The organism is Bordetella pseudohinzii, from assembly GCF_000657795.2.
GTDB lineage: Bacteria > Pseudomonadota > Gammaproteobacteria > Burkholderiales > Burkholderiaceae_B > Bordetella > Bordetella pseudohinzii.
Window position 1 is genome coordinate 67,397 of the sequence record NZ_JHEP02000010.1, and the last position, 12,907, is coordinate 80,303.

At 65.6% G+C, this 12,907-nt stretch carries 17 protein-coding genes and 1 tRNA gene; 11 read left to right on the plus strand and 7 right to left on the minus strand.

What is annotated here, in order from left to right:
- Positions 1–252: 252 nt before the first annotated feature.
- Positions 253–329: transfer RNA gene (locus L540_RS13760), tRNA-Pro, on the plus strand.
- Positions 330–838: 509 nt separating this feature from the next.
- Positions 839–1,738: a DNA/RNA non-specific endonuclease gene (locus L540_RS13765; protein WP_109842433.1), complete on the plus strand. Its 900-nt coding sequence runs from the start codon at positions 839–841 to the stop codon at positions 1,736–1,738.
- A 24-nt stretch (positions 1,739–1,762) separates the two neighbouring features.
- On the opposite strand, the gene betT is transcribed toward L540_RS13765, so the two are convergent.
- Complete coding sequence (gene betT / locus L540_RS13770) at positions 1,763–3,724, minus strand: choline BCCT transporter BetT (protein WP_043207781.1); 1,962 nt, start codon at positions 3,722–3,724, stop codon at positions 1,763–1,765.
- A gap of 128 nt (positions 3,725–3,852) precedes the next feature.
- Between betT and L540_RS13775 the strand changes: the two genes are divergently transcribed.
- Positions 3,853–4,359, plus strand: a complete 507-nt coding sequence (locus L540_RS13775; RefSeq protein WP_043207783.1) for a GNAT family N-acetyltransferase — start codon at positions 3,853–3,855, stop codon at positions 4,357–4,359.
- Positions 4,360–4,365: 6 nt separating this feature from the next.
- Here L540_RS13775 and L540_RS13780 read toward each other — a convergent pair whose 3' ends face one another.
- Complete coding sequence (locus tag L540_RS13780) at positions 4,366–4,608, minus strand: hypothetical protein (RefSeq protein WP_043207785.1); 243 nt, start codon at positions 4,606–4,608, stop codon at positions 4,366–4,368.
- A gap of 128 nt (positions 4,609–4,736) precedes the next feature.
- Positions 4,737–5,015 carry a hypothetical protein gene (locus tag L540_RS13785; RefSeq protein WP_043207787.1) on the minus strand — a complete coding sequence of 93 codons (279 nt, stop codon included), beginning with the start codon at positions 5,013–5,015 and terminating at the stop codon, positions 4,737–4,739.
- A gap of 92 nt (positions 5,016–5,107) precedes the next feature.
- Here L540_RS13785 and L540_RS13790 point away from each other — a divergent pair, with 92 nt between their 5' ends.
- On the plus strand, positions 5,108–5,560 hold the full coding sequence (locus tag L540_RS13790) for a low affinity iron permease family protein (RefSeq protein WP_043207789.1): 453 nt from the start codon (positions 5,108–5,110) through the stop codon (positions 5,558–5,560).
- Here L540_RS13790 and L540_RS13795 read toward each other — a convergent pair.
- Entirely contained in the window at positions 5,557–6,027 is a 471-nt protein-coding gene (locus L540_RS13795; RefSeq protein WP_029579565.1) for an Lrp/AsnC family transcriptional regulator, read from the minus strand. The genes L540_RS13790 and L540_RS13795 overlap by 4 nt on opposite strands.
- 254 nt (positions 6,028–6,281) lie before the next feature.
- On the opposite strand from L540_RS13795, the gene L540_RS13800 reads away from it, so the two are divergent.
- Both L540_RS13800 and L540_RS13805 read left to right on the plus strand, forming a co-directional pair.
- The gene (locus tag L540_RS13800) at positions 6,282–6,875 is read left to right on the plus strand and encodes a BPSL1445 family SYLF domain-containing lipoprotein (RefSeq protein ID WP_043207791.1); all 594 of its coding nucleotides are present in this window, start codon (positions 6,282–6,284) and stop codon (positions 6,873–6,875) included.
- A 47-nt stretch (positions 6,876–6,922) separates the two neighbouring features.
- Complete coding sequence (locus tag L540_RS13805; RefSeq protein WP_043207793.1) at positions 6,923–7,207, plus strand: CsbD family protein; 285 nt, start codon at positions 6,923–6,925, stop codon at positions 7,205–7,207.
- 57 nt (positions 7,208–7,264) lie between these two features.
- On the opposite strand, the gene L540_RS13810 is transcribed toward L540_RS13805, so the two are convergent.
- A complete protein-coding gene (locus L540_RS13810; protein ID WP_029579562.1) occupies positions 7,265–7,447 on the minus strand; it encodes a hypothetical protein in 183 nt (60 codons plus the stop codon).
- Positions 7,448–8,098: 651 nt separating this feature from the next.
- Between L540_RS13810 and L540_RS13815 the strand changes: the two genes are divergently transcribed.
- The 5 genes from L540_RS13815 (at position 8,099) to L540_RS13835 (ending at position 10,559) form a co-directional block, all read left to right on the plus strand.
- Positions 8,099–8,311 (plus strand): hypothetical protein, encoded by a 213-nt coding sequence (locus L540_RS13815; protein ID WP_043207794.1) that lies wholly within the window; start codon positions 8,099–8,101, stop codon positions 8,309–8,311.
- Positions 8,312–8,459: 148 nt separating this feature from the next.
- On the plus strand, positions 8,460–8,672 hold the full coding sequence (locus L540_RS13820) for a hypothetical protein (protein WP_029579560.1): 213 nt from the start codon (positions 8,460–8,462) through the stop codon (positions 8,670–8,672).
- Between the two features lie 126 nt (positions 8,673–8,798).
- Positions 8,799–9,875, plus strand: coding sequence for an AGE family epimerase/isomerase (locus L540_RS13825; protein ID WP_043207796.1), 1,077 nt, complete (start codon positions 8,799–8,801; stop codon positions 9,873–9,875).
- A gap of 89 nt (positions 9,876–9,964) precedes the next feature.
- Positions 9,965–10,180, plus strand: a complete 216-nt coding sequence (locus tag L540_RS22110) for a hypothetical protein (protein ID WP_043207798.1) — start codon at positions 9,965–9,967, stop codon at positions 10,178–10,180.
- A gap of 73 nt (positions 10,181–10,253) precedes the next feature.
- A complete protein-coding gene (locus L540_RS13835) occupies positions 10,254–10,559 on the plus strand; it encodes a hypothetical protein (RefSeq protein ID WP_043207891.1) in 306 nt (101 codons plus the stop codon).
- Between the two features lie 7 nt (positions 10,560–10,566).
- Here the strand turns inward: L540_RS13835 and L540_RS13840 are convergent, their stop codons facing one another.
- Together L540_RS13840 and L540_RS13845 are read right to left on the minus strand one after the other, a co-directional pair.
- Positions 10,567–10,932: a Rieske (2Fe-2S) protein gene (locus L540_RS13840; protein WP_043207800.1), complete on the minus strand. Its 366-nt coding sequence runs from the start codon at positions 10,930–10,932 to the stop codon at positions 10,567–10,569.
- A 52-nt stretch (positions 10,933–10,984) separates the two neighbouring features.
- Entirely contained in the window at positions 10,985–12,787 is a 1,803-nt protein-coding gene (locus L540_RS13845) for an ABCB family ABC transporter ATP-binding protein/permease (protein WP_043207801.1), read from the minus strand.
- Positions 12,788–12,907 lie beyond the last annotated feature (120 nt).

Below are 12,907 nucleotides of genomic sequence, written 5' to 3' on the forward strand. Positions count from 1 at the left end.
CAATGAATCATTGGCGCCCAGCCATGGGTTAGGCGCATGTCCCCGGAAGGACGCGGAGCTTCGGCTTCGCGACAGACGCGCCAAGAGGCTTGCCGGCAGCGGTTTTGCGCAAGGCTTGCGCATTTTTGCCTGGACAGCGCGCGGCTTTGCTTCTTCCTTGAGCAAAGCTGCAAAAAAAATCCCGCGCAACGACAAAAAACCTGTTTGATCCGTGCGCGCTTAATTTTTTTCTGCTATAGTTTCGTTCTCTTTCGGGGCGTAGCGCAGCCTGGTAGCGCACTTGCATGGGGTGCAAGGGGTCGCGAGTTCGAATCCCGCCGTCCCGACCAAAAAAGAAAGCCGTTAGCGAGCAATCGCTAGCGGCTTTCGCCATTCTGGCTACGCGATAAACCGCCGCCAGCGTCAGGCTTGGCGTCGGAAATCTAGTAACGGCAATTCGGACCTTGTTGCAGCCTTGGGCACTACACTGGCGCCACCTTGCTGACTTGCCGGAACACTTATGAAAATCTTGTTAGGTCTTGCCTTGATGGCATCCGTATTGACGGGCTGCGCGGTGTATACGCCGGACGGCGGCGCGGTCGTGGTGGATCCGTATCGCGGCGGCGGCGGGGGCGGCTTCTGTCCGCCCGGGCAGGCAAAGAAAGGTAATTGCTGAGCGCGCCTGTCTGTAGCGGGCCCGGGCCGGCGCAGCCGGTCCGGGCCTTTGTGTTTTTAAACCTGCCTCGGGCGCGGATTTTATGCTCGCGCTCAAGGCGCTATGGACGCAGATCATGATGCGCGTCCTCTACAATCGCGGCACCGGCAGTTTTCCAATACCGGCAGGTCCGCCAGAAGCAGTATGACGCGCAAGAGAAAAGCAGTATCCACAACAAAGCGACGCCCTTCAGTCTCCCGATCCTCCCAGCGCGCCAGCCGGTTTTTCCGGGCCCTGGCCGTTTCTTCGATTGCCAGCTTCGGCGCGGCCACCTATGCGCTGGGACCGAAGTTTTCGATTTCGCCCGCCGATATCCTCGCGCGCCTGGGATGGCCGCCGCAGACACAGGTGGCGCCCGCGGTGCTGCCTGCCGGGGATGTGGTCCAGACGCAATTCGCGCAATGTCCGCAGTTTTTTCCAACCGGGCAATTGCCCGCGGTGCCTTTCAGTCCGGGCTTGCGCGAGCTGTGTTTTTCTTCCTTCGCCGTCTTGCATAACGGGCAGACGAAAACGCCCGTGCTGGTGGCCGAGCGTTTGAACCGCGCGCATATCAGCCAGGCGCAGGGGATGGCGCGCACGGACAAGTTCTACGCCGAGGCGCGTCTGCCGCGCGCCGAGCGGGCCGAGCTGGATGATTACCGGGGTTCGGGGTACTCGCGCGGCCACATGGCGCCGGCCGGCGATATGGCGACGCGGGAGGGCATGGCGCAGAGTTTCTCGCTGGCCAATATGGTGCCCCAGGACCAGAAGCACAATGCCGGGCCCTGGAGCCGGATCGAGCAGGACACGCGCAAATATGCCTTGCGCGCGGCCGGCGATGTGTATGTGTATACGGGGCCGGTCTATGCCGCCCATCCCAAGCGGATCGGCGATGGCGTGGCCGTGCCCGAGACGCTGTTCAAGGTGGTCTATGACGCGACCACGCATCGCGCCTGGGTGCATTGGCAGAACAACAGCCCCGACACGCGGGCCCAGGCGCCGATCAGCTATGCGGAATTCGTGCGGCGCACCGGCATGCGTTTGTTGCCGCCGGCCGCGCACTGAACGCGGCGCGGCCCGCCGCCCGCGCTAGCTCACGACATGCAGGTAATGGCGGTGGCGCTCATACTGGTCCAGGATGTCGCCGATGACCTCGGCCCGGCTCCAGCCCATGATGTCGTAGTCCTGGCCGCCTTCGCCCAGATGGACCTCGGCGCGGAAATAGCGCCGCTCTTCTTCGTCGTGGGCTTCTTCCGGCGTGAGGCTGGGCCGTATTTCCGCCACGGGGATGACGGCATAGGTGAAGTCCAGGTACTGGCCGTGGTGGGCCACGCGCAGCGCGACCCGGCCGTCGTCGCCATCCTCGACCTCGCTGGCATAGCCTTCCTTGGCGAGTTCCTCGGCCACGTCTTCCAGGGCCGGGCGGGCCACATCGGCGATGAAACGCAGCACGTGGGCGCGGCGCGGCATCATGACCATGTTGCGGATGCGGCGCTGCCAGGTTTCGGACTGCGGCCGCACCGGCCCCCGGCTGGTGCGGCGGTAGCGCAATTTGCGCTTGGCGCTGTCCAGTCTGAGCGCCTTGAGCAGACCGTAGATCGAGATCAGGATGACAATGGAGAAGGGCAGGGCGCTGGCGACCGTGGCGGTCTGCAGCGCTTTCAGGCCGTCGGCCAGCAAGAGCGCGATGGCCAGCGCGCCCATCAGCACCGACCAGAAGATGCGCTGCCAGACTGGCGCGTCGTCCACGCCCGAGGCCAGCATGTCCACCACCAGCGCGCCCGTGTCGGCCGAGGTGACAAAGAAGATCAGCACCATCAGCACGGAGAAGAAGGATATCGCCGTGGTCCAGGGGAATTGTTCGAGGAAGACGAATAGCGCCAGGGTGCTGTCATTGCGTATGGTCTGGCCGAAATCGGCCATGCCGCCCGTGAGGATGTGGAAGATGGCCGTATCGCCGAAGACCGTCATCCAGAAAAAGGTGAAGCCCGTGGGCACCAGCAGCATGCCGCCCAGGAACTGGCGGATGCTGCGCCCGCGCGAAATGCGCGCGATGAACACGCCCACGAAGGGCGACCAGGCGATCCACCAGCCCCAATAGAACAGCGTCCAGCCGCCGATCCAGTCCGTCTGCTCATAGGCATAGAGGTTGAAGGTGCGCGCGACGATGCCGGAAAGATAGACACCAACGTTTTCGACAAAGGCTTGCAGCAGAAAGACAGTGGGTCCGGTGAAGAGCACGAAGAGCATCAGCAGCACCGCCAGGACCATATTGGCTTCGGACAGGTAGCGCACGCCTTTGTCCAGGCCGCTGGCGGCCGACAGCGTGGCCAGCCCGCAGGCAATGATGATGAGCACGATCTGCACCGGGATGCTGATGGGCACGCCGAAGAGGTAGTTCAGGCCGGCATTCATCTGCGCCACGCCCAGGCCCAGCGACGTGGCCACGCCCAGCACCGTGCCAATGATGGCGAAGATGTCCACCGCATTGCCGATGGGGCCGTAGATGCGTTCGCCCAGGATGGGGTAGAGCGCCGAGCGCAGCGTGAGCGGCAGGCCGTGGCGGAAGGAGAAATACGCCAGGATCAGCGCGACGGCCGCATAGATGGCCCAGCCGTGCAGGCCCCAGTGAAAAAAGGTGATGCTCATGGCCTCGCGCGCGGCCTCGGGCGTGCCGCCCTGGCCCAGCGGCGGATCCAGGAAGTGCATCACCGGTTCGGCCACGCCGAAGAACATCAAGCCGATGCCCATGCCGGCGGCAAACAGCATGGCGTACCAGGTGGGGTCGCGGTAGTCCGGTTGGCTGTGGTCGGGGCCCAGCTTGATGTCGCCGTAGCGGCTGAAGGCCACCAGCACCATGGTCACCAGTATGGTGGCCACGGCCAGCATGTAGAACCAGCTGGCATTGGTGAAGATCCAGTCCTGGACCGCCCCGAACAGGCGCTGGGCATGCGCCGGGGCCAGCACGGCGAACAGCGCCAGGGCAAGAATGAGGGCGCCGGAGGTGAAGAAGACCGGACGATTGATATGGATGCGTGCCTGTTGCGCCATGCTGTCCTCTCGGGTCTCTCGGGTTCTTGTAGACCTATTAATACTCCAGTGCCCGAGTGCGTGGCAATGGGCTTTGTGCGACCATGCTGCAGACGCGGCCATGCAGGGCGGCGCGGGGAGACCATGCCATGACGCTGATTTTTCGAACGGAGATTCCCACCGACGCGCCGGCGATCGAGGCGCTGACGCTGGCGGCTTTCAAGCAGGCGCCGCATACCTCGCATACCGAGCATCTCATTCTGCGGGCCTTGCGGCGCACGGGGCGGCTGACGGTGTCGCTGGTCGCCCAGGACGGCGCGCAGCTGGTCGGGCACGTGGCCTTGTCGCCGGTGCGTATCAGCGACGGCACGCCCCGCTGGTTCGGGCTGGGGCCGATTTCGGTCTTGCCGGCGCGCCAGCGCCAGGGCATCGGCACGCAGCTGATGGTGCGCGCGCTGGCCAGCCTGCGCGAGCGCGGCGCGGCCGGCTGCGTGCTGGTGGGAGACCCGGCCTATTACGGCCGTTTTGGATTCACGGCCATGCCGCAGCTGCAGGTGGCCGGCGTGCCGCCCATGTATGTGCTGGCGCACGGCCTGGACGGCCCTGTCCCGGCGGGGCTGGTGAGCTTTGACCCGGCTTTCGCGGCGACGGCCTGAGCGCGGCTAGCCGGGGTCGCGGTTGGTGCCGCGGCCGGTATCGGCCGTGTACAAGGGCAGGCCTTCGCGGCTGGCCAGCGCCGCGCGCGCCTGTTCGGCGGTAAAAGGCAGGCCGAACTCATGCGAGAGGGCGGCCAGCGTCTCGGCCGCGGCCGAGACGCTCCAGCGTTCCAGAGGCCGCAGGCGAGCCGCCACGGCGGGATCCGTATCGGAAAGATGCAACAGACGCAGTACGTTGGCCTTGCTCATGTCGTCCCCTGAAACGCCGCTATCGGAAAGACTGGGCCTGGCGTCGCCGTTGGCGCGGCCGGCTTGTGCGATCCTACCGCGAAACGCCGTCGCGCGGCAGTCAGGGAAAGCGCAAGGTGGGCAGGGCGTCAGGCGGCCGGCGCTTGCAGCGGCGGCCGGCCCGCCGCTTCCAGGTAGGCATTGACGGCCAGGGTCAGCTGGGCGAGCGCATGCCCGGTCAGGGGGCGGTCGGCCCGCGGCTGGACCAGCCCGGCGGCGACCTGTTCGAAAGCGGCGCCGAAGCGGGCGCGGGTCTCCGGATCCTGCGCCTCGATCAGGCAGTGCAGGGCGGATTCGGCCGTGGCGGTCTTGGCCGCCAGTTCCTGGATGGCCTGGGCGAAGGCGACGAGGACTTCCTGGTTTTCCATGTTATTTCCTGATGCAAAACGCCAGTGTAGGCGATTGCTCCCGGCAGGCTGGCGCGCTATGGTCGGTGAGCCACCATCAGGGGGGATGCATCATGACCCAGTCCAGGCGCCGGCCAACCGCCACCGCCGTCCAGCCGCAGGCGGTTTCGCGCATGGCGCGCGGTTTTGATCATTTCGCGCGGTTTGCCACGCGCTGGACCGGCAGCTCCGTGGCCTTTGCCGGCGCGGTGGCGCTGGTGCTGGGCTGGGCGCTGTGCGGGCCGCTCTTCGCGTATTCCGAAACCTGGCAGCTGGTCATCAATACCGGCACGACCATCATCACCTTTCTGATGGTCTTCCTGATCCAGCAAAGCCAGAACAAGGACAGCCAGGCCGTCCATCTCAAGCTCGACGAACTCTTGTTGGCGGTCAAGGGCGCCAGTGACAGCCTGGTCGATGCCGAAGACCTGGACGAGGCCGAACTGCGCCAGCTGGCCGAGCACTATGCCGAACTGGCTCATCGCCTGCAGGGACGCCTGCGCCGCATCGATGAGCGCGGGGCCTAGCGCAGCGGCACGGCGGTGGTGTAGAGCACCTGCTTGAGCGCGAAACTCGAGCGTATGCTGGCCACGCCGGGAATCCGCGTGATGCGTTCGACAATGAGCCGCTCCAGGGCGTCGACATCCTCGACCAGGGCGCGCACCAGATAATCGGCATCGCCCGACATCAGGTAGCACTCCATGATCTCGGGCAGCACGGCGATCTCGCGCTCGAAGACATCCAGCGCCGCCTTGCGCTGCTTGTCCAGCGAGATCTGGATAAAGACATTGACCTTCAGGCCCAGCTTGCGCGCATTGAGCAGGGTCACGCGGCGATCGATCAGGCCGTCGGCCTCCAGCCGCCGCACCCGCGCCAGGCAAGGCGAGGGCGAGAGGTTGACGCGCTGGGCCAGTTCGACATTGGACAGGCGCGCGTCGCGCTGCAATTCGTTCAGGATACGGATGTCGGTGGCATCGAGGTTGATTTCTGGCATGAGCGAATTGCGTTTCCTGGCCTGGCCATTCAAGTGTGCTGCAATCGTAGCGGATAACGGCGCAATACGGCAGCGCCGCTATCGCCGCGGGGGCGGGCCGCGGGCATGACCAGATGTGTCGTGCGCGCGGAGGAGGCGCGGCCCCGCGGCTTACCGTCAGTAGCATTTGCAGTCTATCTGTCGCCGGATTGTTGCGATCGGGTGCCATCGCTTTGCTAAGGTGAAAGACACTTCAACCACGGAAGGAGAGTCCCATGTTTGATGCCTACACTCGAACCCGGCGCGCGGGGATGGCCGCCGCGGCGGTGGCGCTGGCAGGGCTGGTATTCACGGGTTGCACGACGACCAAGCCCGAGGACAGCGGCACGGCCGCGAGCCAGCGGCAGGAAATCAACTCGGGCGCCGACAGCGCCTTGTCGCGCCTGAACCAGGCGTCGCCCGATGCGCGCGGCCTGGTGCAAAAAGCCAAGGGGGTGCTGGTCTTCCCGGCGGTGGTGAGCGGCAGCTTTATTGTCGGCGCGCAGTACGGCAAGGGCGTGTTGCGCGTGGGCGGCGCCAATGCCGGCTACTACAGCACGACGGCGGGGTCGGTGGGCTTTCAGGCCGGCGCGCAGTCCAAGGCGGTCATCCTGCTCTTCATGACGCAGGACGCCCTGGATAGCTTCCGCAAGAGCAATGGCTGGACCGTCGGCGCCGATGCCTCGGTGGCGGTGGCCAATATCGGCGCCAACGGCCGCATCGACACCAACACGGCGCAGCAGCCGGTGGTGGGCTTTGTCATGAATAACACCGGCCTGATGGCGGGAGTCTCGCTGGAAGGCGCTAAGATCAACAAGCTGGATCTGTAGTGCTGGCGCGCCGCCCGTGGGGGGCGGCGCCATCACAGGAGCTGACGATGTCGATAGATACGGTGACAGGCAAGATGAAGGAGCTGGCGGGCCGCAGCGAAGAGACGGCCGGCACGATACTGGAGGATGCCCGCTTGCGCGCGCGAGGCCTGGCGCACCAGATCGAAGGCAAGGTGCAGGGCGCGATGGGCACGGCCGCCGACAGCATCGATGATGTGGCCGATACCGTGCAGTCGCTGGTGCGGCGCCATCCGGTGGGCGCGCTGGTGGCGGTGGGCGTGGCCGCCTATCTGCTGGGGCGCGTGGCGGGCGCCATACGCCGGCGCCATTGACCGCGGCGCCGCCGCGTCCAAAAAAGATCCCGGTCTGGCCGGGATCTTTTTTGCGCCTTACTCCAGGGACGATACGAGCAGAAAGCCCAACGGTATGATCAGAAGAAAGGCATATGTCGATCCCGCCAGGGCGGCGGACATCTTCGCCGCCACTTCGGTCCCCGCTGACTGCCAGGTTTTCACGACGAGGCCGACGATGGCCAGGATCACCAACAACGAACAGACTGCTACATAAGTCATGTTGCCTCCGTCACACCCTCTAGGGGTACAACGGCGTCGCGGGGTCGCGGCGCCTTGTTCATGCTGTTGTGATTTCATTGTGCGCCGCTTGGGCTGAAAGTGTCCTAGGGTTTTCCAGGGGCGGATCAGGCGGCGGCCAGCCATGCTGCGCTGCGCTCGATAGTCCGGTTGCGCCGCGTCAAGCGCGGCGCCAGGCCGCCATCCCAGGGTGGGCGCCAGGGGAACAGCCTCATTCCAGGGCCGCGAGGGTAAAAATGGTGCGCCGCAGTATTGCGGTGCGCAAACCTTGCGCAATGTAGAAAGGGGTAGGGGCGTGTTGCCGGTCCGCCGCGTGGCGCGGCCGGCAAGTCAAGAAAGGACGGGAAGGCTTGCACTTTGAGAGGCCCGGACGGGTCCCAAGCGGCACACTGTCTCCAGGCCAGGCCAGGCCAGGCCAGGCCAGCGGGGCGCGGCCCGAATGAAGAGCGCCCCAGCTCGCGGATGAGTCTGGGGCGCTCTTGCCGGCTCGCGCACGCAATGGGTGTCAGCAGCTCGGCGATTTCAATGTAGTGCGATGCCATGCCGGCCGCAAGGGGAAAATTGTTTCAGGCGCCCGCAAGGCGCCGGAAGCGGGCATGATATGTTCTGCGCTTTCAGATTTCCGAGGTTCAGATGGCGAGGCACCCGTTTCAACAAGGAGAATTGGCCTATTGGCTGCAAATCATTGCCGAGCAGGGCAGTGAGGCGCAGGTGCCGGAGAATTTCGCCGAAGCGTTGTTGACGCTGCGCTGTGTCCAGCGCGGTGAGCAGGGCCAGCTGGTGATCACCGAGAAAGGCAGGCTGGCGCTGCACATGGAAGGACCGGGAGCGATTCATCGCCATTAAGGGGAATAACGGAACACACTGTTGCGCGACTCGCTCATCGGATGGTTGAACTTGCAGGCATTGGGACAGTCCAAGAAATAAAGGCGGGAAGTTTCCGCCCTCCACAAGACGGCCAGCCGGCCGGCTTGAAGCAAACTGGGAGGACGCCATGCAGCTTCGCGACCAGGAAGTACTGATAGACCTGTCTACCGCCGCGATGGACACAGGCGGATATGGGGTTTTGCTGACCGTGACGGCCGAAGGCGGCACCGAGATTGACGCCGCGTTTTCCTACCTGGGCCAGTGCGCTTCGCTCGATGAAGCGCGCGATCGTGCAGAGTCTTTTGCGCAGGATTGGCTGCGCGAGAACGTCTATCGCTGAAACTTGACCATTGTTGACGATCGGGCCGGTCCCTGTAGCGGGGCCGGCCCTCGTCGTTTCTGGGGGGCATGCGGCGACTTGGGTTATCCTGCAAGTCGATTGCGATGCCCCTCTTTGCCAGCAAGCATGTCCCAATCCGTTCTCCCCGACATCCTGTCTGCCTTGCGCCAGCATTATGGCGACGTCGTGCTGCCCCTGTGGCGCAACGCCGGTTTCAACACCCAGCTCGCTTTGCCTGTCGAGGCCCTGGACGGCGCGACGTCGCGGCCCTTGCCGGTCACGCGCTATCGCGCCATGGCCTGTGCGCGCCAGATCTTCATTTATGCGCGCGCGCCGCAAGGCCAGGCGCACGCCAGCCGTTTGTTCGATGCCCTGTCGCGGTATTTCCGCAATCCGGCGGGAGGGTGGTACTACAGCGTCGATGCCGCAGGCCAGCCCCTGGACACGACGCAGGACCTCTACACCCACGCCTTCGTGGTGCTGGCCTGCGCGGTTTTCTTCGAGCGCACGCGGCGCAGCGACGCACACCAGCTGCTGCTGGCGACGGTGCGCGATATCGAGAGCCGCTTTCGCGATGCGCAAGGCCTGTATATCGCCGCCCGCGCGGCGGACGGCCAAGCGCTGCGCGGCCATGAGCAGAACCCCGTCATGCACCTGACCGAGGCCTATCTGGCGGCGGCCGCGCTGGTCGAGCCGGCCTGGTTCGCGCAACGCCTGCGCGAGCTGGCGCAGCAGGTCTTCGATGTCTACGTCGATGCGGGCACGCATTGCGTGCTGGAATTGGCGCGAGGCGAGCCGGACAATCGCATCGAGCCCGGCCACCAGTTCGAATGGTATGCGCTGCTCGACAGCGCGCCCGAGGTCTTCGCCGGGCTGGAGCTGGCCGCGGTGCTGCCCCGGGCGGCGGCCTGGGCCGAGGCCCATGGGGTGTCGCCCCAGACCTGTGGCGTCTGCGCCGCGCTGGCGCCGGATGGCACGGTGCTCGACGCCCGGCAGCGCATCTGGGCCCAGACCGAGTACGCGCGGTATCTGGCCCTGCTGTCCAGTCCCCAGCGCGCAAGACAGCTGCAGGCCCTGCGCGGACGTTTTCTGCACGCCGGCGGCTGGCACGAGCTGCTGGGCCCGGACGGCGAAGTCCTGCGGCGCGATATGCCAAGCACCACGCCGTACCACCTCTGGACGGGTTACATCGCTCAGCCCTGATCGCGGTGGGGGGCTGACGTCATTCGTTACTTCGCAGGCCTGTTTTGTGGCTATCCCTTACAATTTGGAAATTGTTGAAGAGGGAAGCCATGAGTGTGATGTGTCCTGCGTGCCAGTCTATCCAGCCCGGGCTTTCTGGCGTCGCCCCGCATCAGCAGCTGGGCCACCAGGGGTACACGCAGCCCACGCAGCGTGGGCGCGAGTCCCATCGTGAAGACCATTTTCGCTGCATCGAGTGCGGGGCCAAGTGGCTGCGCGAGACGGATAAATGGGGGGCGGATCTGGGTTTCCGCCTGGCGCCATGAGCGGCGCATTTAAGTTGCACGCCACGCCGGCCGTCAAGCCCTGGTGTCGTGACCGGTCAATAAAGGACGCATGATGGCGCAGAAGGTACTGAACGGCTTCAGCATCGTGGCCTATGCCACCCAGGCCCAGGGCCGGACCCCGCCGCGCGCCTTCATCGAGACCTCGCGCCTGCCCGGCCCGCCTCCGCCCGAGGGCGAGACGGCCCCGCCACCCGAGGCGCCGCTGGTGTTCGAGATCTTTCTGTCGCGGCGTTTCCGCAGCACGGTCGAGGCCATGTCGGCCGCGCGCAATGCCCTGGACCAGGTGCGCCTCGTCACGGAGGAGGGCGTGCCCGACCCGCTGCCGGATGCGGCCTGGGTGCCGCCCGAGGAAGATTGAAGCCGTATCAGAGCGGCTGTATCTTGCCGGCCGGCTGCCAATAGACCGCGCCGTCGCGCTCTTCGACCTGCAGGGCGGTCAAGCGGCTGTTTCTCGCGGCGCCGCCCACGCACACCCCCGTGTCCGGATGGAAGGTGGCGCCATGGCGGGCGCACATGAGCAGATCGCCCGCGCGCGTGAAAAAGCTGTTTTCCCAGTCCATTTCGACGCCGATGTGGGTGCAGCGGTTGAGATAGCCATAGACCTTGCCCTGGTAGCGGACAAAGAAGACCGTGCCGCGGCCCGCGCCATCGGTGACGGGCAGCTTGACGCCCAGGCCGCCATCGACCAGGGATTGCGCGTCGCACACGCGCACGGCGCAGGATTGGGACATACAGGTGTTCCGAAAGCAAACAGGCGCCCATTTTGCCATGGGCGCCCGCCGCTCAGATGGCGATGGGAGCCCCTGACTCCCGCTGGCGCGCCCACATGCTGGCATAGACGCCCTTGCGCGCCAGCAACTCGGCATGGCGGCCGCGCTCCACCACGCGCCCGTCGCCCAGCACGATGATGTCGTCGGCATCGGCGATGGTCGAGAGGCGATGGGCGATGATGAGCGTGCTGCGGCCCTGGCTGACTTCGCGCAGGTTGTCCTGGATCTCGCGCTCGGTGTGCGAGTCCAGCGCGCTGGTGGCCTCGTCAAAGAGGAAGATGCAGGGATTCTTGAGGATGGTGCGGGCGATGGCCACGCGCTGTTTTTCCCCGCCCGACAGCTTCAGCCCGCGCTCGCCCACGACGGTGCGATAGCCTTCCGGCATGCTCATGATCAGCTCGTGGATATGGGCCAGGCGGGCGGCCGCCTGGATCTCGGCCTCGCTGGCCTCGGGACGGCCATAGGCGATGTTGTACTGGATGCTGTCGTTAAAGAGCACCGTGTCCTGCGGCACGACGCCGATGGCGGCGCGCAGGCTGTCCTGCCTGACATCGCGGATGTCCTGGCCGTCGATCAGGATGGCGCCCTCCTTGACGTCATAGAAGCGGAACAGCAGGCGGGCCAGGGTGGACTTGCCCGCGCCGGAGCTGCCCACCACGGCCACGGTCTTGCCGGCCGGCACCTTGAAGCTGACGCCCTTGAGAATGGGGCGGCGGTCGTCGTAGCCGAACACCACGTCGCGGAACTCGATGGCGCCGCCTTGCAGCCGCAGCGCCGGCGCGCCGGCTTTGTCGGCCACCTCGCGGTCCTGGCCCAGGAGCTCGAACATGCGCTCCATATCGATGAGCGCCTGCTTGATCTCGCGGTAGATGAAGCCGAAGAAGCTCAAGGGATCATAGAGCTGCAGCAGATAGGTATTGACCAGCACGAAGTCGCCCAAGGTATAGCGGCCCTGGGCGATGCCTTGGGCGGCCATCCACATGACCACGGTCAGGCCGGCCGAGATGATGAGCGCCTGGCCGATGTTCAGGATGGACAGGCTGACCTGGCTGCGCACGGCGGCGCGCTCATAGCTGCGCAGCGAGCTGTCATAGCGGCGCGCCTCGTGCTCTTCATTGCCGAAATACTTGACCGTTTCGTAGTTCAGCAGGCTTTCCACGGCCTTGGTATTGGCCTGGGAGTCGGTTTCATTCATCTGGCGGCGGAACTTGGCGCGCCACTCGGTCACGATCAAGGTATAGGCCAGGTAGAGCGTGACCGTCAGGCCGGTGGCCAGGGCCAGCCAGCCGTCGAACATCTTCCAGAGCACCGCGCAGACCAGCCCGATCTCGAAGAAGGTGGGCAGGACGTTAAAGAGCAGAAAGGTCAGCAGGGTCTGGATGCCCTTGGTGCCGCGCTCGATGGCGCGCGTCAGGCCGCCGGTCTGGCGTTCAAGGTGAAAGCGCAGGCCCAGGCCGTGCAGGTGGCGGAAGATCTGCAGGCCCACCGCGCGGATGGCGTGCTGCGCCACGCGGGCGAAGATGGCGTCGCGCAACTCCGAAAACAGCAGGGACAGCACGCGCGCCGCGCCATAGGCCAGGATCAGGCCCACGGGCACGGCCAGCGCGCCCGGCGTGCCCTGGCCCAGCGCGTCGATGGCTTGCTTGTACAGGATGGGGACATAGACCAACGCGACCTTGGCGATGATCAGGCTGAGCACGGCCAGCACCACGCGCGCCTTCAGGCCCGGCTGGCCGGGCGGCCAGAGATAGGGCAGCAGGGTGCGGATGGTGGCCAGGCCGCCGCGCGGCGCTTGCGTAAAGGTCGAGGAGGGCATAGGGGGCGAGGGCGAGCGGCATTTCCAGCCGCGCGATAGGGGAAATCTCCGGATTATCGTCCACGACGCTATGATGGTCTGCAATACCGCTGCCGGCTGAAGGGGCGGGTCTATTCCAGG

Bases quoted from the DNA above. Each gene is read 5' to 3' on its own strand.
- L540_RS13765 (WP_109842433.1), top strand. From the start codon at position 839: ATGACGCGCAAGAGAAAAGCAGTATCCACAACAAAGCGACGCCCTTCA.
- betT (WP_043207781.1), bottom strand. From the start codon at position 3,724: ATGGCGCAACAGGCACGCATCCATATCAATCGTCCGGTCTTCTTCACC.
- L540_RS13775 (WP_043207783.1), top strand. From the start codon at position 3,853: ATGACGCTGATTTTTCGAACGGAGATTCCCACCGACGCGCCGGCGATC.
- L540_RS13780 (WP_043207785.1), bottom strand. From the start codon at position 4,608: ATGAGCAAGGCCAACGTACTGCGTCTGTTGCATCTTTCCGATACGGAT.
- L540_RS13785 (WP_043207787.1), bottom strand. From the start codon at position 5,015: ATGGAAAACCAGGAAGTCCTCGTCGCCTTCGCCCAGGCCATCCAGGAA.
- L540_RS13790 (WP_043207789.1), top strand. From the start codon at position 5,108: ATGACCCAGTCCAGGCGCCGGCCAACCGCCACCGCCGTCCAGCCGCAG.
- L540_RS13795 (WP_029579565.1), bottom strand. From the start codon at position 6,027: ATGCCAGAAATCAACCTCGATGCCACCGACATCCGTATCCTGAACGAA.
- L540_RS13800 (WP_043207791.1), top strand. From the start codon at position 6,282: ATGTTTGATGCCTACACTCGAACCCGGCGCGCGGGGATGGCCGCCGCG.
- L540_RS13805 (WP_043207793.1), top strand. From the start codon at position 6,923: ATGTCGATAGATACGGTGACAGGCAAGATGAAGGAGCTGGCGGGCCGC.
- L540_RS13810 (WP_029579562.1), bottom strand. From the start codon at position 7,447: ATGACTTATGTAGCAGTCTGTTCGTTGTTGGTGATCCTGGCCATCGTC.
- L540_RS13815 (WP_043207794.1), top strand. From the start codon at position 8,099: ATGGCGAGGCACCCGTTTCAACAAGGAGAATTGGCCTATTGGCTGCAA.
- L540_RS13820 (WP_029579560.1), top strand. From the start codon at position 8,460: ATGCAGCTTCGCGACCAGGAAGTACTGATAGACCTGTCTACCGCCGCG.
- L540_RS13825 (WP_043207796.1), top strand. From the start codon at position 8,799: ATGTCCCAATCCGTTCTCCCCGACATCCTGTCTGCCTTGCGCCAGCAT.
- L540_RS22110 (WP_043207798.1), top strand. From the start codon at position 9,965: ATGAGTGTGATGTGTCCTGCGTGCCAGTCTATCCAGCCCGGGCTTTCT.
- L540_RS13835 (WP_043207891.1), top strand. From the start codon at position 10,254: ATGGCGCAGAAGGTACTGAACGGCTTCAGCATCGTGGCCTATGCCACC.
- L540_RS13840 (WP_043207800.1), bottom strand. From the start codon at position 10,932: ATGTCCCAATCCTGCGCCGTGCGCGTGTGCGACGCGCAATCCCTGGTC.
- L540_RS13845 (WP_043207801.1), bottom strand. From the start codon at position 12,787: ATGCCCTCCTCGACCTTTACGCAAGCGCCGCGCGGCGGCCTGGCCACC.